This is a genomic window from Zhengella sedimenti (genome assembly GCF_046506625.1).
Lineage (GTDB): Bacteria > Pseudomonadota > Alphaproteobacteria > Rhizobiales > Rhizobiaceae > Zhengella > Zhengella sedimenti.
On record NZ_JBKFFP010000006.1, the window covers coordinates 67,165 to 89,005 of the forward strand.

The following is a 21,841-nucleotide window of genomic DNA, read 5'->3' on the forward strand; positions in this document are numbered from 1 at the left end:
TTCCCCGGCCTGACGGGCGCATTTCCGGGATGGTTTTCTTCAATGCATGTCTTGCCGGCCGCCGGGAAATCCCCGGCTGTTCAAAACGCGATTCGCATCCGGCTGCCTGAATCGAAAAGGCGCCACCGGTAACGGCGGCGCCCTTCGAGGACTGAATTCGGGGACGCGAGGCGTTACCCCAGAGCTTCGCGCACCGCCGCGACGGCATCACCGGCCTTGGAGGCATCGGGCCCGCCGGCCTGCGCCATGTCCGGCCGGCCGCCGCCGCCCTTGCCGCCCAGCGCCTCGGACGCGATGCGCACCAGGTCGACCGCCGAGAAGCGTTCCGTCATGTCCGCCGTGACGGCAACGACAACGCTCGCCTTGCCGTCCTCGCCCTTGCCGGCAAAGACCACGACGCCCGAACCGAGCGCCTGCTTGCCTTCATCGGCCAGCGGCTTGAGATCGCGCGGCGAGACACCCTCGACCACACGGCCCATGAACTTCACGCCGTTCACCTCTTCCACGCCGCCATCGCCCGAACCGCCGCCGCCCAGCGCCAGCTTGCGCCGCGCTTCGGTCAGCTCGCGCTCCAGTTTCCTGCGCTCGTCGAGCACCTGTTCGAGACGCGAAACCACATCCGCCGGCGCAACCTTCAGCGCAGCCGCCATGTCGCGCACACGCCGGTCCTGTTCGTCCAGATAGCGGCGGGCATCCTCCCCGGTCAGGGCTTCGATACGGCGGACGCCGGCGGCCACCGCATTCTCCGCAACCAGCCGCACCAGACCGATGTCGCCGGTGGCGCGCACATGGGTGCCGCCGCAAAGCTCGACCGAATAGGGCTTGCCTGCCCGCTCGCCATGCAGCGCCGTGCCCATCGACACCACGCGGACCTCGTCGCCGTACTTTTCCCCGAACAGCGCCATGGCGCCCTCGGCAATGGCGTCATCGACCGCCATCAGGCGGGTTGAGACGGGCGCATTCTGCACCACGATCTCGTTGGCCAGGTGCTCGATACGCTCCAGTTCCTCGTCGCTGATGGGCTTGGGATGGGAAAAGTCGAACCGCAGACGGTCCGGCGCGACCAGCGACCCCTTCTGCGCCACATGCGTGCCCAGCACCTCGCGCAGCGCCTCGTGGACAAGGTGGGTTGCGGAATGGTTCGCCCGCAGACGCGAGCGGCGCGCCGAATCGACCATCAGCTCAACCTCGGCGCCAGTGCGAACCTCGCCCTCGCTGACGGTGCCGAAGTGCACGAACAGGCCATCCGCCCGCTTCTGCGTATCGGTGACGCGCACGACAAAGCCGTCGCCCGTGATGACGCCCGTGTCGCCCATCTGTCCGCCGGACTCGCCATAGAAGGGCGTCTGGTTGACCACCACGGCAACGTTCCCGCCCTCGGCAACCCGGTCAACGGGCTTGCCATCCTGGACGAGCGCCTGGATCACACCCTCTGCGCTTTCGGTTTCATAGCCGAGGAATTCACTCGCCCCGAACTTTTCACGGAGTTCGAACCAGACGGTCTCGGTCTTCGCCTCGCCCGATCCTGCCCAATTGGCCCGTGCCTCGGCCTTCTGGCGCGCCATGGCGGCATTGAAACCGTCCGTATCGACGCCGATGCCACGCTGGCGCAGCGCGTCCTGGGTCAGGTCCAGCGGAAAGCCGTAGGTGTCGTAAAGCTTGAAGGCGGTCTCGCCGTCGAGTTCGCCGCCGGCGCCAATGTCCGACGTGGCATCCTCCAGCAGCGACAGGCCGCGGGCAAGCGTCTTGCGGAAGCGGCTCTCCTCCAGCTTGAGCGTCTCGGTGATCAGATCCCTGCCGCGCACCAGTTCCGGATAGGCCTGTCCCATTTCGCGCAGCAACGCGGGCACGAGACGCCACATCAGCGGCTCCTCGGCGCCCAGAAGCTGGGCATGGCGCATGGCGCGGCGCATGATCCGGCGCAGCACATAGCCGCGCCCCTCATTGGACGGCAGCACGCCATCGGCGATCAGGAAGCTGGAAGCGCGCAGATGGTCCGCGATCACCCTGTGGCTCGCGCGGAACCTGCCCTCGGCCTCCACGCCCGTCGCCTCTTCCGACGCCCTGATCAGCGCCTTGAACAGGTCGATGTCGTAATTGTCGTGCTCGCCCTGCAACACCGCCGCGATGCGTTCCAGCCCCATGCCGGTGTCGATGGAAGGCCGCGGCAGTTCGACCCGTTCTTCCTTCGTCACCTGCTCGTATTGCATGAAGACGAGGTTCCAGATCTCGATGAAGCGGTCGCCGTCCTCGTCCGGACTTCCGGGCGGGCCGCCCGGGATCTTGTCGCCATGATCGTAGAAGATTTCCGAGCACGGACCGCATGGGCCGGTATCGCCCATGGCCCAGAAATTGTCCGATGTGGCGATGCGGATGATGCGGTCGTCGGAAAGGCCGGCAATCTTCTTCCAGTGACCCGCTGCCTCGTCATCGGTGTGATAGACCGTGACGAGCAGCCTGTCCTTCGCCAGGCCGAATTCCTTGGTGATCAGTTCCCAGGCAAGGCGGATCGCCTCTTCCTTGAAATAATCGCCGAAGGAGAAATTCCCCAGCATCTCGAAGAAGGTATGGTGGCGGGCGGTATAGCCCACATTGTCGAGATCGTTGTGCTTGCCGCCGGCGCGGACGCATTTCTGCGACGTGGCCGCGCGGTTGTAGTCGCGCTTCTCCAGGCCGGTGAAAACGTTCTTGAACTGCACCATGCCGGCATTGGTGAACATCAGCGTGGGATCGTTGCGCGGCACCAGCGGACTGGACGCGACAGTCTCGTGTCCGTTCCTGGCAAAGAAGTCGAGAAAAGCCGACCGGATCTCGTTTACGCCACTCATGGTTCCTGTCCTGCTGAGAAGGGGCCGCCGGGCCGGCGGGTTGCGCGAACCCGCCTTTTATCTTTCGCCACCGGCACTGTCCAGAATGTCGGCGGAGACCGCCGCGTCAGGAAACGAAAAACGCCGCACTGCCTGGTGAAGGGCCGCGCGGCGATCCATCGACGGGTGCGATCGGCCGTTACATGCCGTTCGCTTCGTCTCCCGCGTCGCCCTCGCCATTGTCGAGAAACCCGTCGGCGATGAGCCCGGCATTCTGGCGCAGCGCCGTCTCGATCTCGTTGGCGAGTTCAGGGTTGTCACGCAGGAACTGCTTGGCGTTCTCGCGGCCCTGGCCCAGGCGCTGGGAATTGTAGGAGAACCAGGCGCCGGACTTCTCCACGATGCCGGCCTTGACGCCCAGGTCGATCAGCTCGCCCGTCTTGGAAACGCCTTCGCCATACATGATGTCGAACTCGACCTGCTTGAATGGCGGCGCCATCTTGTTCTTGACCACCTTCACGCGTGTCTGGTTGCCCACCACCTCGTCACGGTCCTTGACCGAACCGATGCGGCGGATGTCGAGACGGACCGAGGCATAGAACTTCAGCGCATTGCCACCCGTCGTCGTCTCCGGCGAACCGAACATGACCCCGATCTTCATGCGGATCTGGTTGATGAAGATCACCATGGTGTTGGAACGCGAGATCGATGCGGTCAGCTTGCGCAGTGCCTGGCTCATCAGCCGGGCCTGCATGCCCGGCAGCGAATCGCCCATCTCGCCCTCGATCTCGGCACGCGGCGTCAGGGCCGCCACCGAATCCACGACGAGCACGTCCACAGCGCCCGACCGCACCAGGGTATCGGCGATTTCCAGCGCCTGCTCACCGGTATCCGGCTGGGAAATCAGCAGGTTCTCCAGATCCACGCCGAGCTTTCGCGCATAGACCGGATCCAGCGCGTGCTCCGCGTCCACGAAGGCGCAGATGCCGCCCTTCTTCTGCGCCTCGGCAATGGTCTGCAGGGCCATCGTCGTCTTGCCGGAACTTTCCGGCCCGTAGATCTCGATGATGCGCCCCTTGGGAAGGCCGCCAATGCCGAGCGCGATGTCCAGGCCGAGCGAACCGGTCGACACCGTCTCGATCTCGACCACCTGCTCGTTCTGGCCGAGCCGCATGATCGACCCCTTGCCGAATGCCCTTTCGATCTGCGAAAGCGCAGCGTCGAGCGCCTTTGACTTGTCCACTGATTTGTCCTCAACGAGCCGTAACGAATTCTGCGCCATGATATACACCTTGTTCCCCGACTTGAACGATCGGGCGCCGCAACGCCATGAATTATTTGTACGCCATTTGTTCCGCATTGACAAGGGTCACAACATGTTGTTTTCAAAGCATGTTCAAATTTTGTTCCGCAACGGGCGCGAAGGCATGAAACGGATTTCTTTCTGTTCGTTTCCACGGCGGCCGGGCGAGCGCCGGCGCCGCGGCCCCCGTTGCGATTCGCCGCCCCCCTTCATTCCGTCCGCCGGTTTGTTGGTCGCAGGATGACATTGCCGATCCCCACCCTGCTGGCCATTGGCGGTGCCCATGTCGACCGCCGGGGACGCTTGTCGGTCCCGTTCTCGCCAGGCGCTTCGCATCCGGGCGCCATGCGCGAGACTGTCGGCGGCGGCGCCTTCAATGCCGCCCGTGCGGCAGCCGGGCGGGGCGTGCGGGCGGCGCTGGTTTCCGCACGCGGTGGCGACGCGGCCGGCAGCACCGTGGCCGAGACCATCGCCCGGGCGGGCATCCGCGACCTTTCGGCCACCTTCCTGGACCGCACCACTCCGTCCTATACGTCCCTGCTCGACCAGGATGGCGAACAGATCGTCGGCCTGGCCGACATGGCGCTCTACGAAGCGGTCTTCGACCGTCTTTTGCGCCGGCGTCCGCTGCGCGATGCCGTTCGGGCCGCCGATGCGATCCTCGCCGATGCCAACCTGCCTGGCTCCGCCCTGCGCCGGCTGGCTGAACTTGCCGATGGCCGTCCGCTTCACGCCATGGCGGTCTCACCTGCCAAGGCACTGCGCTGGACGCCGCTTCTGGAGCGTGTGGCCTGTCTCTTCTGCAACAGGGCCGAGGCCGTGGCGCTGACCGGCCTGCCCGCGGGCGCGCAAGGCGGGGAACTGGCCCGGGCACTTGCCTCCCGCGGCCTCGCGCAGGCCGTCATCACGTCGGGCGGCGAGCCGCTCGTCCTCCTCGACAACGGCGCGATCCGCTCCCTCCGGCCACTGCCCGTCCGCCCGGTCGATGTCACGGGCGCCGGTGACGCGCTGACCGGCGCCACCCTCGCCGCCCTGATGAGCGGACGCGACTTGCACAGCGCCGCCCTTGAAGGTCTTGCTGCCGCCGCGCTTGCCATGGAAACTGCCGATTCGGCGCCGGACCTGACAGACACCACCTTCCAGACCCGTCTCGCCGAAGCCCGGAGGCTCAACACGCCATGACAGACCTGCCGCTCGACATCGCCCCGGACGTGAGCGCCGCGCTGGCCGCCCGGCGTCCGGTCGTGGCGCTCGAATCGACCATCATCACACATGGCATGCCCTACCCGGACAACGCGGCGATGGCGCAGTCTGTGGAAGATGTCGTCCGGGAAAACGGCGCGGTGCCAGCCACCATCGCCGTCATCGGCGGGCGGCTGAAGATCGGCCTGTCGGCGGCAGAACGCAGTGCGCTGGCCCAGACAGCCGGCGCCATGAAACTGAGCCGCGCCGACCTGGCTTTCGCCATGGCGACCGGCGCCACCGGTGGAACGACGGTCGCCGCCACCATGATTGCGGCTGCCCGGGCCGGCATCGTCGTTTTCGCCACTGGCGGCATCGGAGGCGTCCACAAGGGCGCGGAGCAGACTTTCGACGTGTCCGCCGACCTGGCCGAACTGGCCCGCACACCCGTCATCGTGGTCAGCGCGGGAGCAAAAGCCATCCTCGACGTGGCGAAGACGCTGGAGGTGCTGGAAACCCACGGCGTGCCCGTGGTCGGTTTCGCCACCCGCACCATGCCGGCCTTCTGGTCGCGGACATCGCCTTTTCCAGCGCCGCTGACCATCGACACGCCCGAGGGCATTGCCCGTTTCCAGGCCATGCGCAGCGCGCTCGGTATCGAAGGCGGCATGCTTGTGGCCAATCCGGTGCCCGAGGCCGACGAAATCCCTGCCGGCGAGATGAACCGCCATATCGCTGCAGCACAGGCGGAGGCAGAGGCGCAGGGCGTTTCCGGCAAGGCTGTCACGCCTTTTCTGCTCGCCAGGATCGTGGAACTGACCGGCGGGCGCAGCCTGGCCACGAACATCGCCCTGGTGAAGAACAACGCGAAGCTGGCCGCCCGTATCGCCTCAGCCCTTGCAGCGACGGCCTGACGCCCGGTGGCTGCGCCGATCAACGGCCGCCCGACTGCCGGTCATAGAGAATCACCGCCTGTATTTCCGATCGGGCTCCCAGCATGTCCCTTGCACAGCGCAGCATCACCGCAACGGCATGTTCGCTGAAACCCAGTTCAGCAGCAAGTTGTCGCGGAGAAAGCCCGTTGGCCAATCCTTTCAGAATGGTGATCTGGGCCGGTCCAAGCTCTGCCTGAAAATTCATGTGATCGTCCCGGGGGCCTTCCTGCAAGACTCTCCGGCAGGATGGCGTGTTGTGCGCAACATCGAAGCACAAGTCCTAGCGAGCAAAACTTTAACCCGAATGAAACCGACTTTAGTATTTCATGTAAAAATTGAACGATCATATTAAGCATGAAACGGTTTGATGCGTGACACAAGCCGCTGGTTTCCATAGGTTTCAGCGCGCGGAACGTCAGAGTTTCAGGTTGGGGGTTTCACCACGGTGAAGATATCGTATCGCCGGAGCAATGGTAAGCACGCAATGGTTTCCGAACTGGTCAGGGCATTTCATGCGACTTCGACGGCCATGGATGAAGCCATCGAGGCCAATGATACCGCAATGATCGGCGAGATCGACCGACAGCTCTCCGCGTTGTGGAGCGAACTCATGGCCGTTGAACCGAAGACGAAGGCGGAAGCGCGCGAACTCGTCGCCTTCCTTCTCCACACGCTCGCCCCGAACGCCAGCGCATCTGAGATCCAGACCGAAGCCCTGTCGGGGATCCTGCGGCTGTTCGAGGAACACTGTCACAGCTTCGAGGTCTGACCGGGGTATTCGCACCAAGGCTTGTCCGGGCCGGCGGCCGCTTGCCGCGTCGCCGGAAATGTCAGTCTCCGGAAAGCCCCATCCTGCCTGCCTTGTAGAGGGCTTCGTACAGCGATCCCGCTTCCAGCTTGCGCGTCAGGGAGCGCGCCAGCGCCATCACGGCGGTTTCGCTCAGCGCCACTTCCGTGGCCAGATCCTGCATGGAAAGGCCTCTCGCCAGGCCGTTGAGACATGCGAGTTCAAGAGCCGACAAGCCCGCGCCCGTCCCTTTTGCGATCCCGCGCTGGCAGATGGCATCAAATGTCTCGATCGTGTCGATCACGAGGCCCGGATAGCGGCTGTTCATTTCCTCGCGCACACCGAAATACATCACCACGCTGCGCCGCGCATCGGGGTCGCAGACCGGCACACAGTAGCCGCCGCGCAGACCGAACATGTTGAGCAGCGTGTCCAGCTTGTCGTCCAGCAGCGACGGGTCCGGCTGTTCGTTCGTGCGGCAATCGAGACCGGTCGTGAAGGGAAAGGGAATGTTCGTTTCACCGAGCATCAGGAAAACGGAACATTGCGTCAGGTCGGCGATCCGCCCGATCTGCGCGGCAAGTTCGTCCTCCAGGTTGTGAAAGCGCATTCTGGGAAAGACCAGTCCGCCGCGCCTTTCGCCGATATCGAGCACGGCATAGGCTTCGAAACCGTGCGTGCGGGCGACACCGCCCAGGTCGGCATGTTTCGGCCGAACGGGAAAGGCCGACCCGCCCGCATCGTCCCCGGGCCTGAGGTCGGGAGGCTTGGCGGACCTGCCACCGCCGGCAAGTGGAACCAGACGAATGACGTTGCTCATGCGAATTCCCCGAATGACAGCGGTCATCATGTCGTAAAACCGGCCCGGGATTCAAATCCTGATGTTGACAATCCACAGGTTCGGCCTGGAACCATGACCGTCCGTCAAGGAGGCGCAACCATGCCGGCCGCGCGAGGGCGGCGCCCTGTGTCCGCCTTAAGGCCGTTCGTTTCAGGTCTCGCTTTCCAGCATGTCCTTCACCGTCTGCGCCAGTTGCTTGAGCGAGAAGGGCTTTGGCAGGAAGCCGAAGCGGGCATCGGCGGGAAGGTTCTTGGCGAAGGCTTCCTCCGCATAGCCGGAAACGAAGATGAACTTGATGTCGGGACGGCGCTTGCGCAATTCACGCAGCAGGGTCGGCCCGTCCATCTCCGGCATCACCACATCGGAGACGACGATGTCCACCGCCCCCTCAAGTTCCTCGAACACGTCCAGCGCCTCGATGCCCGAAGACGCCTCGTGCACGGTGTAGCCGCGCGCGGTCAGCGCGCGCAGGCTTCCCATGCGAACAGCGTCCTCATCCTCCACCAGCAGCACCGTGGCCGACCCCGACAGGTCGGTCTGGCCCTGTTTCGCGGCCTGGGCGCCGGCATCCGAATCCGCCTTGCCGGACGCCGCGGCATTGTCGCCACCGGGCCCGGCGGCCGCTTCCGCGGGCACGTGGCGCGGCAGCAGGATGGTGAACCGCGTCCCTTCGCCGACCTCTGAATCGCAGTAGATGAAGCCGCCGGTCTGCTTGATGATCCCGTAGACCATGGAAAGGCCGAGGCCCGTGCCCTTGCCGACTTCCTTGGTCGTGAAGAAAGGCTCGAATATCTTCTTCAGGACATCGGGTTCTATCCCGGTCCCCGTGTCGGTCACCTCGACGGCCACGTAGTCGCCCGGCGTCAACCCCTTCCATCCCGAAGCGGCCGCTTCGTCCGAATCGACATTGCGCGTCGAAACCGTGATCGTGCCACCGCCGGGCATGGCGTCGCGTGCATTGACGACAAGATTGACGATCACCTGCTCGAACTGGCCGAGGTCCGCCTTGACCGGCCACAGGTCCCGCCCGTGTTCCACCTTCAGGTCAACCTCGTTGCCGGCAAGCCGCGCCAGCAGCATGCGCAGGTCCGCCAGAACGTCCGTCAGGTTCAGCACCTGAGGCCGCAGTGTCTGACGCCGGGAAAAGGCCAGGAGCTGGCGCACCAGCGAGGCTGCCCGGTTCGCATTCTGCTTGATGTTCATGATGTCCGGGAAGGAAGGATCGGAGGCACGGTGATTGATCAGCAGCAGGTCGGAGGCCATGATGATGGCCGTCAGCACGTTGTTGAAATCATGCGCGATGCCGCCGGCCAGTTGTCCCACCGCCTGCATCTTCTGGCTCTGCGCCATCTGCGCTTCCAGTGCCTTCTGCTCGGTCGTCTCGACGGCATAGACGATGGCCGCCTCCTCGGCCTCATCGCTGCCCGTGTCCACCACCGCATTGACATAGAAGCGCATGTGGCGTTCCGGGTCGTCCGGCAGCGTCGTGTCGATGGGCGCGATCTCCGCCTTGCCCTGTTTGGCGGCTTCGAGCGCGCGCGCGAAATCGTCACGCTGGTCCGGCGCGATCACGGCATCGAGGGTGGCATGGGCGTCCACCGTGTCGCGGTCGACGATGCCGGTGAACAGCGACAGGAACGGCGCATTGGTGCGCAGGATCCGCCCTTCCCCGTCGATCCCGGCAATCGCCATCGGCGTGGAATTGAAGAAACGGGTGAACCGGATCTCGGCGGCACGCGCATCGAGGCCGGCATGGTCGCCCTGCGCCCGGTTGAGGACGATGGAGCGCATCGGTCCGGGCCGGCCGTCGCGGCTGGCCGTCACCCGGTGCATGAAGCGTACCGGCAGGGCCTCCCCGTTCTCGGTCGTGATGTCCAGGTCGATCACCGCGTCGCGGCTGGCGCCCGGCTCGGCCTTGACGGCATTGATCTGCGCCATGCCGTCGCCCGCCACGATGCCCGACAGCGACAGCGACCCCGGCGCGAAGCGCGCGAGATCCACGCCCAGCCACTCGGCCAGCGTGGCGTTGAGATAGGTCACCCGGCCATCGGAATCGGCGGCGAAGAAGCCAGCCGGCGCGTGATCGAGATGGTCGATGGCCTGCTGGAGATCTTGGAAATAGCGTTCCTGTTCGGCCCGCTCTGCCGTGATGTCGGCGATCTGCCAGGATGAAAAGGGCTGGCGGTGGCCGGGCATGGTAACCGGCCTGACCCGCAGCCGGTACCAGCGCGCGCCGGCCTCGGCGCCCGGCCGGATGGCCGTCGTCAGCCGGAATTCCGCATCCGCCTCCTGTCCGTCGGCCAGGCTCTGGGAGAGCCGCGCCACAGGTTCCGCCGATTCCGGATTGTCCGACAGCAGGCTGCGTGGCGTGCGGATGTCCGAGATCGACGTCGCCCCGGTGATGTCGGCATAGGCGCGGTTGGCGTAGATCACCCGCTGGCGCGCATCCGTCACGATCATGCCTTGCGGCATGGAATCGATGAAGGCCTTGGCAAGGTCATTGCCCGATGCCTGCGGTGCCGCGCGCACCACGCCGGTCACCGTGGCGAAGAGGAAGCCGACGCCGATCATCGCCAGCAGGCCGAGGAAGCCGAGCAGCAGCGGCTCGCTGATCCGGTCGCGGAAGATCACGAAGGCGAAGGCGGCGACGGTCAGCGCCGCGGCGAAGATCAGCAACCGCGTCACCGGACCGGGTCCGGGCCCCTTGTCGATGACCGGTACCGGATAGAACTCGCCCTGTTTGTCCCGCGCCATCGCCTCTGCCGTCCGCGTATGCTTCCATGGAATCCGCCGTACCCCGGCTGGTTGAATCACATTCCGCCGCCAACCGGAAGCCCCGGCGCCGGATATGCCCCGGAAATCGCCCGAATGACGTGCATAAAGGCGATGATCTCCATCTTGTCCCTTGCAGCCCCGCCAATGCCGCCTAATGTTCCGGGGAAGGCGTGCCGGGCGGCAAGGGACGTCAACAGGGGGAACAGGGAAGGAATGGCCTGATGGCTTGGCTTGTCGACGGAATCGGACCGGCAGCGGCGACAGCGGTGACCTGGATCGTCGCTGTCCTTGTTGTCGTCCTTCTCTTCCTCCTGGTCCTGCGGATGCTGCGCAGCCTCCTGCCCGGCACCTATGTCCGGGGCGGCAAGAGCCGCCACCGCCTCGCCGTTGTCGATGCCGCGCCGGTCGATGCCCGGCGCAGGCTCATCCTCGTGCGCCGCGACGGTGTGGAACACCTTCTGCTGATCGGCGGTGCCGGCGATGTGGTCGTGGAGTCCGGCATCGGTGCGCCGGTCATGGCTGCCGCGCCGGACCGCCCGGTCGCGGCGGACAAGGCGCCCGCACGCGAAGGCGAACCCGGAACCGGCAGGAAGCCGGGCGAACAGGCCGCCCGCCGCGCCATGGGCGCGATTGCTGTCACCACCGCCGCGCCAGTCGCGGCCGCGCCGCGCCGGGACGAATCCGAATCTCCGCCGATGGCGCCAGCCCCTCGCCCGGCCCCGCCGGCCCGCCCTGCCGCCGAAGACCGCGCCCCGCGCCAGCCGGAACCGGATCGGCGGGACGAAATCCCCACGGCGCCGTCCGCGCCGGAACGCACGCTTCCCCGGGAAGCCGCCGGACAGCCCGTCCTTACTGAGCCGCCCGTTTCGCCCGCACCACCGGCGCCACGGCCCGAACCGCCCCACCAGCCTGACGTCGCCCGGCAGACGGACCTTGGGTCATCGGCGACCGGGAACCCGGCACCGGACGAAGATGAATGGACCGACGAAGCGCTGATGCGCGAACTGCAGGAGACGCTTGCACCTGTGCGGCAGACGCCCCCGCCTGCCCAGGCACGGCCCACGCAACCTTTGCCGCCCGGCCGTGAAATGTCGCTGGAAGAGGAAATGTCGCAATTGCTGCAGGACCTCACCCGCGACGGCAACAAGCCCTGACCCCATCGGAGACCCCGCGCCCGGCCGCGACCGGGCCAGGCGGCGGCGTATAAACGGCCACAAAAAAGAGCGGCCGCAAGGGGCCGCTCTCCAGGCAGGATGATGGACGCCGGGGCGTCTGTGCTGCCCTCATCAATCGTCGCGATAGACCTTCTCGCGCCGTTCGTGCCGCTCCTGCGCCTCGATCGACAGCGTGGCGATCGGGCGCGCATCGAGCCGCCGCAGGGAAATCGGTTCGCCCGTCTCCTCGCAATAACCGTAGGTGCCTTCGTCGATACGCATCAACGCCGCATCGATCTTCGAGATCAGCTTGCGCTGGCGGTCACGGGCCCTCAGTTCGATGGCGCGATCGGTTTCCGAAGAGGCCCGGTCCGCCAGGTCCGGGTGGTTCTCGCTCTCCTGCTGGAGGGTTTCCAGCGTCTCGCGCGCCTCGCGCAGGATGTCGTTTTTCCAGTTGATGAGCTTTTCGCGGAAATAGGCCTTCTGCCGCTCATTCATGAAAGGCTCGTTATCCGACGGCACGTAGTCCGTATCAATCAGATCCGCCATGCAATTCACCCGTTTTCCTTGACCAGAGATATGAACGCCCTTCCTCGCGGCAAGCCGCTAACGCGCTTTCGCGAAGGATTTGCGACAAATCCTTCCACATTCCAGATGCAAGTGCCGTGCCATAGGTCCTCCCATTCGCATTCGCCCCAGTCCGCCGGTCTCCGGCTTGTTGCGAGAGCAGACAGCGCCAACCGTCATTCAGTTGCCGCTCTTTTGGGCAAGTCCGGCCAGGAATCGCCGAACCGCGGCACGCCTGCCTCGCGATTGCGGGTGCTTTATCCCAGCAAGTTCGGAAAAACAATACAAGGTGTTCAAATTGTTGGTAATTTTGCTGCCCAAATCCGCACACGCAAGCCTCGGATGCTTGCCGAAACACCAATGCCTGGCGGTTCTGCAAGGGTCTATCATCCATCCGGCCAATTGCACCGGCTTTTCGCCGTTCCTAATTTGGCGGGCGGACCATTACCAGATTTTTCCGGATCGGAACAGTTTTTGTCTCAAGCCCGGAAACCGGCGGCACAGCCGCGAAAGGAGCGCCGATGAGTCGGCTGTACTTGATGCGCCATGCCCGCGCGGCCTGGCCTGCGCCCGGGATGCGCGATTTCGACCGCCCCCTCGAACGGGGCGCGGAGAATGACGCACAGGCGATCGGGCTTGCGATGCGCGCCAACGGCCAGCGTCCCGAAAGCGTTCTTTGCTCGTCCTCGCGGCGGACCCGCGAGACATGGGAACGCCTGGCCGACGGTCTTGAGATGGATCCGGCCACGGCCGAGTACCGCGATGAACTCTACAGCAATGACGCCGCCGGCTATGTCGACATCATCCGGGAGTGCGGCCGGCGCGATTCGGTGATGGTGATCGGACACAATCCGATGCTGGAGGATCTGGCCTTCGCCCTGTCCAAGCGCGGCGGTGAAAGCGACAGTGCCACGATGGAAGACGGTTTTGCGCCTTGCGGGCTCGCCGTCATCGATTTCGAGACGCCGCTCAGCGAAATCGCGCCGGGCAAGGGCCGGCTGCGCCTTTTCATGACGCCCGAGGATCTCTGAAACCGCCGGCCCGGTTCTTCCTTCCGCTCCCTTCCTTTCAATGCGCGAGCCGTGCGCCTATATCCGGCGCGTGAGAGAAAAGGGCGCGCCGGCATGGCAAGTTCAATGACGACGATCACCGACGAGGCGCGCATCGCGTTCGACACGCTGGGAGAGCGCATCGCCGGCCTCGGTCATCCCTCGCTCAGGCTCGGCGTGACCGGGCTGTCGCGCTCGGGCAAGACCGTCTTCATCACCGCCCTGGTTCACAATCTCGTCCACGGCGGCCGCCTGCCGATGTTCGAGCCGCACAAGTCCGGCCGCATCGAGCGGGCCTATCTCCAGCCGCAGCCGGATGACCAGGTGCCGCGCTTCCAGTACGAGGACCACGTCCGCGCGCTGGTCGAGGACCGTTCCTGGCCGCAATCCACCCGCGCCGTCTCGCAATTGCGCCTGACCGTCGAGTACGAATCGGCAGGCGGCTGGGGCCGCCTTTTCTCTGGCGGGCGCCTGTCGATCGACATCGTCGACTATCCCGGCGAATGGCTGCTCGACCTTCCCCTGCTGGCGCAGGATTACCATGCCTTCGCGCGCGAATCGCTTGACCTTGCCGCCACCCCGGTCCGCCGCGACCTGTCGGCCGCGTGGCTTGCCATGGCGGGCGACGTCGATCCCCATGCCCCGGCCGACGAGCAGCAGGCCCTGCAACTCGCCCAGGCCTTTACCGCCTATCTTCGAGCCTGCCGGGCCGATGACCGCGCCCTGTCCACGCTGCCGCCCGGCCGCTTCCTGATGCCCGGAGACCTGGAGGGATCACCCGCGCTCACCTTCGCACCGCTGCCGCTGGAAGACGGAAAGCCCCTGGCCAGGGAAAGCCTCGCCGGGATGATGCAAAGGCGCTACGAGGCCTACAAGACCCATGTCGTCAAGCCGTTCTTCCGCGAGCACATCACCCGCCTCGACCGCCAGATCGTGCTGGTCGACGCCATGCAGGCGCTGAACGCCGGCCCGGCCGCACTGGCCGATCTGGAACGCGCGCTGACCGGCGTGATGGCCTGCTTCCGGCAGGGCAGCGGCAATCTTCTCACCAGCCTGTTCTCGCGGCGCATCGAGCGCATTCTCGTCGCCGCGACCAAGGCCGACCACATTCACCACGAGAGCCATGACCGGTTGCAGGCCATCGTCCGCCGCCTCGTCGACCGCGCGGCCGAACGCGCCCGCTTCTCCGGTGCCGAGGTCGACGTGCTTGCCATGGCGGCCGTGCGCGCAACCCGCGAGGGCACTGTCAGGCAGGACGGCGAAACCCTTCCGGTGATCATCGGCCAGCCCCTGGCCGGGGAGCGGATCGGCGACGAAACATTCGACGGCGTGCGCGAAACAGCTGTTTTTCCCGGCGACTTGCCGGAAAATCCCGATCCGGTTTTCGAACAGGCCGGGACCGATGAAGACCGGAACAACGGTGACATGCTGCGTTTCGTACGCTTTCGCCCGCCCCGGCTCGAACGCACCGCCGAGGGGATCACGCTGTCCCTGCCCCATATCCGCCTCGACCGGGCCCTCCAGTTCCTGATCGGAGACAAGCTGGCATGACAGACCCAAGGCGCAAGCCGGCCGCGTTTTCCGTCGCGGCCGAACCGGACGAGGCCCCGTCCAGGCCCCGCGAAGGCGCTTCGCGCGATGCCGGGCGAAAGCGCAAGCCCGCAGCCGTCAGCGGCGATGCCCTGGCGCAAGTGACGCCTGAAGCCGAAGATCCCTTCCTGGCCGAGGCGCTGGAGGACGAGGTGGTGCCGGTGCCGCCGCCCCCGGCCCGTGGCTTTTCCTTCGCCCGCCTGTTTGCTGCCGCCTTCGGCATGCTCGTCGCATTGGCTGCCGGCCTCTGGATCGACGGTCTCGTTCGCGACCTTTTCTCCCGGGCAGACTGGCTCGGCTGGACGGCGGCAGGTCTCGCCGCCCTCGCCGTGCTTGCCCTTTTGGGAATTGTCCTGCGGGAAATGCTGGCGCTTGGCAGGCTTTCGAGCATTGCCCGGCTTCAGGCGGAAGCCGCCGACGCGCTGGTCCATCGCGACACAAAGAAGGCCAGGGCCGTGATCGACGGTCTTGTCGCGCTCCTTAAGGACAAGCCCGAAACCCGGGCCGGCCGCGCCCTGCTTGCCAGTCAGGAAAGGGAAATCGTCGATGGCCCGGACCTTCTGGCACTTGCCGAAACCGATCTCCTTGGCCCGCTCGACGACGAGGCGACCCGTCTCGTCGTCGAGGCGGCGCGGCGCGTCTCGGTCGTCACCGCCGTCAGCCCGCGCGCGCTCGTCGATCTCGGCTATGTCCTGTTTGAAGCCGCGCGGCTCATCCGGCGCATTTCCGTGACCTATGGCGGCCGACCTGGCACGCTCGGCTTCTTCAGGCTCGCCCGCTCGGTGGTGTCGCATCTGGCCGTGACCGGCACACTCGCTGCCACCGACAGCATCGTCGGCCAGGTACTCGGCCACGGCCTGGCATCGCGCCTGTCGGCCCGTCTCGGAGAAGGCATCGTCAACGGACTGATGACCGCGCGAATCGGCCTGGCCGCCATGGATGCCTGCCGGCCAATGCCCTTTTCGGCCCGCAAGCGGCCCGGCCTGAGTGGCATCCTCGCAACACTGACGCGCCTTTCCGGTCCGGCGTCCGGAGCCGGAACCGGTGGAAAGTCGTGAAAGGATTGCGCAAGGCCGGGGACTCGCTCACTGTGAGAGCATCCGGACAAGAAAGCCTTAACCATTCTTGGTGATCATCCGGCCCATCTGCTTTCGCCATGCCAACAGGGTGTTCCATGCTCAGAAGCGCTGCCGCCATTGCCACGATCCTGCTGGCCGCCACCTCCGCCACGATGGACGGCGCGGTGGCCGCGGACCGCGACCATGCGTTCTTCCGTTCGCTGGCCGGCGAGTGGTCCGGTCCCGGCGAGATTGTCGCGGGCAAGTACAAGGGCACGAAATTCGTCTGCAACTTCACCGGCGAGGCGCCCGGTTCGCGCGTCGGCGTCACGCTGGACGGCAGCTGCCGGGTCGGCGTCTTCTCACAGAAGATGCAGGCCAGCATCGAGAAGCGCGGACGTGGCTATCGCGGCAAGTTCCTCGACGGCGCCGAGGGCAAGGGCCTTGATGTCGTCTCGGGCAATGTCGACGGCGAGCGCGTCGTACTTTCCCTGGTCCGCAACAAGCTGCGCGGCGCCATGCTGGCGCGCCTTTCCGGCAAGGACGCCATGAACGTCACCGTTTCCGTCAAGGTCGACAAGGAAATGGTCCCTGTCATCGGCATCAGCCTCAAGCGCACCGACACCGCGACGACCGGTTCGATCAAGCGCTGACAGCGCCCGGCGGCCGCGGTACAGGACAAGCCGGCCTCACGCGCCGGCTTTTTCCTTTGCGCAACCGCCGAGCCACCAGTCACCGGGGCGCGCAAGGCGCTCCATGCCCTGGCGGTCTGTCCTTGCGGCCAGCGCCACGACGGCAACGCCGTCGAGCAGAAGATCCGGCGCCAGTTCCGCAAGGGGCACGACCACGAAGGCGCGTTCCGCGGCGCGCGGATGGGGGATGGCAAGGCCGGGTTCATCCACCGGCGGACCTTCATGGGCCAGGATGTCGATGTCGATGGTGCGCGGTCCCCAGCGGCGCGTGCGTTCGCGCCGCCAGTCACGCTCCAGCGAAAGACAGGTTTCCAGCAGGGCGCGGGGTTCCAGCGAAGTCTGGATGGCGGCACAGCAATTCAGGAAGTCCGGCTGGTCGGTGACACCCCAGGGCGGCGTCCGGTAAAGCCCGGAGACAGCCGTCACGCAGGTATCGCCACGCGCGTCCAGCGCCTGCAGGACACCGGCCATGGCCGTCTCGACATCGCCGACATTGCCGCCAAGGCCAAGCCAGACGGCGTGCCGGGGGTCAGTCCTGAGGCCAGGCAACCGTCACCTCGACATGGTCCAGAACGCCGGGCACCGGCGCGTTGGGCTTGCGCACCGTGATCTCGGCATGGCTGATCTGCGGGAAGTGCTCGCACATGGATTTGGCGCATTCCAGCGCCAGTGCCTCGATCAGGTAGCGCCGCTTGCCGGTGATGATCTTTTCGATGGCCGAGAATGCCGTTCCGTAATCGACCGTGTTGCCGATGGAATCGCGGACCAGCGCATCGCCGGCATTCACCGTCAGCGTGGCGTCGACATAGAAACGCTGGCCGAGCGCCTCCTCCTCGTCATGGACGCCATGACGGGCGAAGAACGCGCAATTCTTCATGCGTATCGTGTAGACGCTCATGGCTGGCTCTTTTTCCTCATTTCTGGATCCTCGGCCATCATCGCATCCGCGATGCGCATCGCATCCCGATTGATTGCGACATCGTGCACCCGGATTACGGCAGCGCCCTTCATCCGCAGGATCGCCGTCGTGGCGGCCGTGCCAGGATCGCGTTCATCCGCTTCCCGCCCCGTCGCGTGGCCGATGAACCGCTTGCGCGATGTGCCCGCCAGCAGCGGATAGCCCAGCGCATGCAGTTCCTCGAACCGCGCCATCAGCGCGAAATTCTCGTGCGGGTCCTTGGCGAAGCCGAAACCCGGATCGAGCATGATCTGTTCCCTGGCGACGCCGGCCGCTCGTGCGATGCCAAGGGACCTTTCCAGAAAAACATGCTGGTCGGCGATCACGTCGGCCAGGCGCTTGCGCCCGCGCCCGGTATGCATGATGACGAGGCCCGCACCGGTTTCGGCCGCCAGCCGGGCGATATCCGGCTCGCGCTGCAAACCCCACACATCGTTGACGACATGCGCGCCGGCCGCCACCGCCAGCCGTGCCGTCTCCTCGCGATAGGTATCGACCGACAGCACCGGCCCGTCCGCGTCCGCCAGCGCCTCGATGACCGGCAGCACCCGGTCCTGCTCCTGGGCCGCGCTGATCGCTTCGGCGCCCGGACGGGTCGACTCACCGCCGATGTCGATGATCGCCGCACCAGCCTCGATCATCCGCAAGGCCTCTTCGACAGCGGCGTCCGGCCCGCGGAAACGCCCCCCGTCGGAAAAGGAATCCGGCGTGACATTGAGGATTCCCATCAGCAGGCCCTCGCCGGCAAGACAAAGGCTGCGGCCATGGGCCAGCTGCCAGGTTCTCGGTTTCATGGCGGGTTCCTTGTCGCGGCAAGACCGGCTCGCGGTGAGTTACGCCATCCTTTTGGGGGCGGCCGCGACGAAAATCAAATCCTTTTGCGCCTGCGGCGAAACGGCCTCCGCCCGCCAAAGCGTTTGCTTTTGAAACCCGGCCGGACCACATTGGCGGTTCCGGGGAGCCATCCATGACGCTTCGTTCCTTCGCCGTTTCCGTTCTGCTTGCCATGGCGTGGTCCGGGCAGGCGCCGGCCGCTGACATCCGCATGATCGAACGCCACTACGACATCGGTGGCGCCACGGTGCAGGCCATTGAACGCCAGCTTGCCAGCCGGGGTCCCAGGCTTGGCGGCCACAAGGGCCACCCGGCCGCAACCCGGATGGAGTTCAACACGCGGGTCGACTACGTCGAGACCCAACGTGGCTGCCGCGTCTCCGGCGCCCATGTCCGCCTCGTTGCGACCATGACGCTGCCGCGCTGGAAGCGGCCAGCGGGCGCAAGCGCCGATACCGCGCGCTTCTGGCATGCGCTCGACGCCGACATACGCCGCCACGAGAAGCACCACGCCGACATCGCCGCCGGTCATGCGCGCCAGCTCGAACGCGCGCTGACCGGTTTGTCCTCGCCGGATGGCTGCAAGGCTCTCGAAGCGCGCGTCGAGACCATCACCACCCGTATCATGAAGCGCAACGACGATGCTCACGCCGCGTTTGATCGCAAGGAAGGCAACGAATTCGAACGGCGGCTCAGAAAGCTCATTGCCGAGCGCAAGCGCGCGGTGAACTGAGCCGAAATCGTCTGTGGGTTAGCGCGGCCGCCGATACGGGCACGGGTTGAACGGCGCCGGCGGCCTTGGCAACAGGAGGGGTGAAACCGGGCACCGCCGATTCGGCAAGGCCCCTGACCGAAACGACCTGTTCGCCGATGAAGATCGAAATCGACATGGGAACCGCGCCGGCGGGCGCGTCCGCACTGATCGACCTGGAAGAGCTTCTGGCCACGCGCCTGCTGGTGCAGGGCAATTCCGGCTCGGGCAAGTCGCACCTTTTGCGCAGGCTGCTCGAACAGAGCGCGCCCTGGGTGCAGCAAAGCATCGTCGACCCGGAGGGCGATTTCGTCACGCTGGCCGACCGGTTCGGCCATCTCGTCGTCGATGCCAACCGTCCGCTGGAGGAACTCGACGTCATCGCCCAGCGGGTGCGCCAGCATCGCGTCTCCACCGTGCTCAATCTCGAAGGCCTCGAGATCGAGGGACAGATGCGCGCCGCCGCCGCCTTCCTCAACGCCCTGTTCGATGCCGACCGCGATCACTGGTATCCCATGCTCGTCGTTGTGGACGAGGCGCAGATGTTCGCACCCGTCGCAGCCGGGGAATTCTCCGACGATGCCCGCCGGGCATCGCTTGGCGCCATGACCAACCTGATGTGCCGGGGCCGCAAGCGCGGGCTGGCCGGCGTCATCGCCACGCAGCGCCTCGCCAAGCTGGCCAAGAACGTCGCCGCGGAAGCCTCGAACTTCCTGATGGGCCGCACCTTCCTCGATATCGACATGGCCCGCGCCGCCGACCTGCTCGGCATGGAGCGCCGCCAGGCGGAGATGTTCCGGGACCTGAAGCGCGGCCATTTCGTGGCTCTCGGCCCTGCCCTGTCGCGCCGCCCGGTGCCCTATGTCATCGGCGCCGTGGAAACGGCGGCCCGCTCGTCCAGCCCGAAACTCGTGCCGTTACCCGACACACCGGCCGATGCCCGCGATCTCATCCTGAAGGACGCGGCCATGGAGGCCGCCCGGCCCGTCCGCAGGACGGTGCGTCCTGCCCCGCCCCCTCCGTCAGAAGGCATCCTGGAGCAGCTTGCCCGTGCCGCCGCCCAGGCCGGCGGGGACGCGGTTGCTGGCGACGGTCCGCCATCCCCCGTGGATGAAGCCGCGCGCGAGGCCGGTCTCGATGCCGTCATGGCCGAAATCATGGCCGATCCGGAAGCAGGTTTCCGCACCGATGCGGAGCTGTACCAGGACTTTCTCGTGCGCTGCCGCATCCGCCGCATTCCCGGCGAGGCGCCCGCCATGGGGGCTTTCCGCAACCGGCTGGCCGTGGCGCGCGCCGGCGCTGGAACAACGACGGCGGCGACAGAGGAATGGGCGACGGCCGTGAACCTGTCCCGCAACATTCCCGAGGACTTGCAAGGGGTTTTCCTGCTCGTCGCGCGCGCGGCGATCGAGCGCGAGCCCTGCCCGTCGGACGCGACGCTGGCACGGGCTTACGGCACCCATTCGCCGCGCCGCGCGCGGCGTTTCCTGACCTATTTCGAGGAAAACGGACTCGTGGTGCTGCGCAACGACCTCAAGGGCCGCCGCATCGTCGCATTTCCGGACCTCGATGCCGAAACCGCGCCCGGTGACCCCGAAGGCCCGGATCTTTTCGCCACCGCGCGGACGGCCGCCGAGTGACGCGCAGGCCTGGACGTCAGGCCTGCCGTTCCGGAACGTGTACGACCAAGCCGCCGAGGGCGTCGGACACGATGATCTGGCAGGACAGCCGGGAGGTCGGCTTGGGCTCATAGGCAAAGTCGAGCATGTCTTCTTCCATGGCCTGCGGCGCGCCGGTCACACCCGACCAGGCCTCGTCCACATAGACATGGCAGGTTGCGCAGGCGCAGGCGCCGCCGCACTCGGCCTCGATGCCGGGGACGGAATGCTTGATCGCGTTTTCCATCACGGTCGTGCCGTTTTCGGCGTCGATCTCGTGGCGCACACCGTCATGGGTGACGAAGATGATCTGGGTCATGGCCTCCGGGTCCATCGTTCGAATTTCGACTTGCCGAACGCTCTAACCCATCAAGGCCGCAAGTCAACTCGCGCCGCGGCCGCAGGCGTTGAATTCCGCGTCAACGGGAGATGGAGGCGATGAAATCGCGCACGGCGCCCACTTCGCGCGCAAGCGCGGCGATCGTCCGCCTGTCGGTCGGCGCGGTTTCGAGCCGCTCGCAAAGGACTGCCAGGCCCGATGCGCCAATGCTTCGCGCCGACCCCTTGAGCGTATGGGCCAGCCGCTTGCGTGCCGCCGCGTCCGACGTGGCGATGGTCTCCAGCACCAGTCCGGCCTGGTGTGTGAACAGGGTCAGCACTTCCTGCTCAAGGGCCCTGTCGCCGAACGTCTGCTTGTGAAGCTGATCCATGTCGATCGGCCTCCTGCAGGCCTTGGGGGATGTCTCTCCGCCAGGCCGGTCGAAGGCCACGGTTTCCATCCTGGAAGCTGCCATCACGCTGTCCCCGCTAGTCCGTTCTCCGGGCATTGTCTCCCGATGGCTGTGGACATCGGGTTAACGGCGCCAATGCGCTGCACCTCTTTCATGCTTTTGCCCGAAT

General features: G+C 66.0%; 21 protein-coding genes. 10 read left to right on the forward strand and 11 right to left on the reverse strand.

Annotated features, from left to right (window positions below):
* Window positions 1–173 precede the first annotated feature (173 nt).
* Together alaS and recA are read right to left on the reverse strand one after the other, a co-directional pair.
* Window positions 174–2,828 (reverse strand): alanine--tRNA ligase, encoded by a 2,655-nt coding sequence (gene alaS / locus ACLB6G_RS16180; protein ID WP_410357245.1) that lies wholly within the window; start codon window positions 2,826–2,828, stop codon window positions 174–176.
* Window positions 2,829–3,006: 178 nt separating this feature from the next.
* Complete coding sequence (recA, locus tag ACLB6G_RS16185; protein ID WP_410357246.1) at window positions 3,007–4,089, reverse strand: recombinase RecA; 1,083 nt, start codon at window positions 4,087–4,089, stop codon at window positions 3,007–3,009.
* 261 nt (window positions 4,090–4,350) lie between these two features.
* On the opposite strand from recA, the gene ACLB6G_RS16190 reads away from it, so the two are divergent.
* Together ACLB6G_RS16190 and ACLB6G_RS16195 are read left to right on the forward strand one after the other, a co-directional pair.
* Complete coding sequence (locus ACLB6G_RS16190; RefSeq protein ID WP_410357247.1) at window positions 4,351–5,292, forward strand: PfkB family carbohydrate kinase; 942 nt, start codon at window positions 4,351–4,353, stop codon at window positions 5,290–5,292.
* Entirely contained in the window at window positions 5,289–6,206 is a 918-nt protein-coding gene (locus tag ACLB6G_RS16195) for a pseudouridine-5'-phosphate glycosidase (RefSeq protein WP_410357248.1), read from the forward strand. Before ACLB6G_RS16190 ends, ACLB6G_RS16195 begins: the two co-directional genes overlap by 4 nt.
* Before the next feature lie 19 nt (window positions 6,207–6,225).
* Here the strand turns inward: ACLB6G_RS16195 and ACLB6G_RS16200 are convergent, their stop codons facing one another.
* A complete protein-coding gene (locus ACLB6G_RS16200; RefSeq protein ID WP_410357249.1) occupies window positions 6,226–6,432 on the reverse strand; it encodes a LuxR C-terminal-related transcriptional regulator in 207 nt (68 codons plus the stop codon).
* A 279-nt stretch (window positions 6,433–6,711) separates the two neighbouring features.
* Between ACLB6G_RS16200 and ACLB6G_RS16205 the strand changes: the two genes are divergently transcribed.
* A complete protein-coding gene (locus tag ACLB6G_RS16205) occupies window positions 6,712–6,996 on the forward strand; it encodes a hypothetical protein (RefSeq protein ID WP_410357250.1) in 285 nt (94 codons plus the stop codon).
* Window positions 6,997–7,057: 61 nt separating this feature from the next.
* Here ACLB6G_RS16205 and ACLB6G_RS16210 read toward each other — a convergent pair whose 3' ends face one another.
* Both ACLB6G_RS16210 and cckA read right to left on the reverse strand, forming a co-directional pair.
* Entirely contained in the window at window positions 7,058–7,834 is a 777-nt protein-coding gene (locus ACLB6G_RS16210) for a LuxR C-terminal-related transcriptional regulator (protein WP_410357251.1), read from the reverse strand.
* A 171-nt stretch (window positions 7,835–8,005) separates the two neighbouring features.
* The gene (gene cckA, locus ACLB6G_RS16215; protein ID WP_410357252.1) at window positions 8,006–10,609 is read right to left on the reverse strand and encodes a cell cycle histidine kinase CckA; all 2,604 of its coding nucleotides are present in this window, start codon (window positions 10,607–10,609) and stop codon (window positions 8,006–8,008) included.
* 242 nt (window positions 10,610–10,851) lie between these two features.
* Here cckA and ACLB6G_RS16220 point away from each other — a divergent pair, with 242 nt between their 5' ends.
* On the forward strand, window positions 10,852–11,784 hold the full coding sequence (locus ACLB6G_RS16220; RefSeq protein WP_410357253.1) for a hypothetical protein: 933 nt from the start codon (window positions 10,852–10,854) through the stop codon (window positions 11,782–11,784).
* A gap of 132 nt (window positions 11,785–11,916) precedes the next feature.
* On the opposite strand, the gene dksA is transcribed toward ACLB6G_RS16220, so the two are convergent.
* Window positions 11,917–12,333 carry an RNA polymerase-binding protein DksA gene (dksA, locus tag ACLB6G_RS16225; protein ID WP_410357254.1) on the reverse strand — a complete coding sequence of 139 codons (417 nt, stop codon included), beginning with the start codon at window positions 12,331–12,333 and terminating at the stop codon, window positions 11,917–11,919.
* A gap of 539 nt (window positions 12,334–12,872) precedes the next feature.
* Between dksA and ACLB6G_RS16230 the strand changes: the two genes are divergently transcribed.
* The 4 genes from ACLB6G_RS16230 to ACLB6G_RS16245 all read left to right on the forward strand — a co-directional run bounded on the left by ACLB6G_RS16230 (window position 12,873) and on the right by ACLB6G_RS16245 (window position 16,701).
* Window positions 12,873–13,382 carry a SixA phosphatase family protein gene (locus tag ACLB6G_RS16230; RefSeq protein WP_410357255.1) on the forward strand — a complete coding sequence of 170 codons (510 nt, stop codon included), beginning with the start codon at window positions 12,873–12,875 and terminating at the stop codon, window positions 13,380–13,382.
* A 93-nt stretch (window positions 13,383–13,475) separates the two neighbouring features.
* Window positions 13,476–14,951 (forward strand): YcjX family GTP-binding protein, encoded by a 1,476-nt coding sequence (locus ACLB6G_RS16235; protein WP_410357256.1) that lies wholly within the window; start codon window positions 13,476–13,478, stop codon window positions 14,949–14,951.
* Window positions 14,948–16,048: a YcjF family protein gene (locus tag ACLB6G_RS16240; protein WP_410357257.1), complete on the forward strand. Its 1,101-nt coding sequence runs from the start codon at window positions 14,948–14,950 to the stop codon at window positions 16,046–16,048. The genes ACLB6G_RS16235 and ACLB6G_RS16240 overlap by 4 nt, the downstream gene beginning before the upstream one ends.
* 98 nt (window positions 16,049–16,146) lie before the next feature.
* Complete coding sequence (locus ACLB6G_RS16245) at window positions 16,147–16,701, forward strand: hypothetical protein (RefSeq protein WP_410357258.1); 555 nt, start codon at window positions 16,147–16,149, stop codon at window positions 16,699–16,701.
* Between the two features lie 36 nt (window positions 16,702–16,737).
* On the opposite strand, the gene folK is transcribed toward ACLB6G_RS16245, so the two are convergent.
* From folK to folP, 3 genes are read right to left on the reverse strand one after another with little or no spacing between them, the layout of a single operon-like run.
* The gene (gene folK / locus ACLB6G_RS16250) at window positions 16,738–17,289 is read right to left on the reverse strand and encodes a 2-amino-4-hydroxy-6-hydroxymethyldihydropteridine diphosphokinase (protein WP_410357259.1); all 552 of its coding nucleotides are present in this window, start codon (window positions 17,287–17,289) and stop codon (window positions 16,738–16,740) included.
* Entirely contained in the window at window positions 17,270–17,638 is a 369-nt protein-coding gene (gene folB / locus ACLB6G_RS16255) for a dihydroneopterin aldolase (protein ID WP_410357260.1), read from the reverse strand. The genes folK and folB overlap by 20 nt, the downstream gene beginning before the upstream one ends.
* On the reverse strand, window positions 17,635–18,492 hold the full coding sequence (gene folP, locus ACLB6G_RS16260) for a dihydropteroate synthase (RefSeq protein ID WP_410357261.1): 858 nt from the start codon (window positions 18,490–18,492) through the stop codon (window positions 17,635–17,637). Before folP ends, folB begins: the two co-directional genes overlap by 4 nt.
* Window positions 18,493–18,665: 173 nt before the next feature.
* On the opposite strand from folP, the gene ACLB6G_RS16265 reads away from it, so the two are divergent.
* Both ACLB6G_RS16265 and ACLB6G_RS16270 read left to right on the forward strand, forming a co-directional pair.
* The gene (locus tag ACLB6G_RS16265) at window positions 18,666–19,265 is read left to right on the forward strand and encodes a DUF922 domain-containing Zn-dependent protease (protein ID WP_410357262.1); all 600 of its coding nucleotides are present in this window, start codon (window positions 18,666–18,668) and stop codon (window positions 19,263–19,265) included.
* Between the two features lie 137 nt (window positions 19,266–19,402).
* Window positions 19,403–20,923, forward strand: coding sequence for an AAA family ATPase (locus ACLB6G_RS16270; RefSeq protein WP_410357442.1), 1,521 nt, complete (start codon window positions 19,403–19,405; stop codon window positions 20,921–20,923).
* Window positions 20,924–20,939: 16 nt separating this feature from the next.
* Here the strand turns inward: ACLB6G_RS16270 and ACLB6G_RS16275 are convergent, their stop codons facing one another.
* Window positions 20,940–21,260, reverse strand: coding sequence for a 2Fe-2S iron-sulfur cluster-binding protein (locus ACLB6G_RS16275; RefSeq protein WP_410357263.1), 321 nt, complete (start codon window positions 21,258–21,260; stop codon window positions 20,940–20,942).
* 100 nt (window positions 21,261–21,360) lie between these two features.
* Entirely contained in the window at window positions 21,361–21,735 is a 375-nt protein-coding gene (locus tag ACLB6G_RS16280; RefSeq protein ID WP_410357264.1) for an Hpt domain-containing protein, read from the reverse strand.
* Window positions 21,736–21,841: the final 106 nt, after the last annotated feature.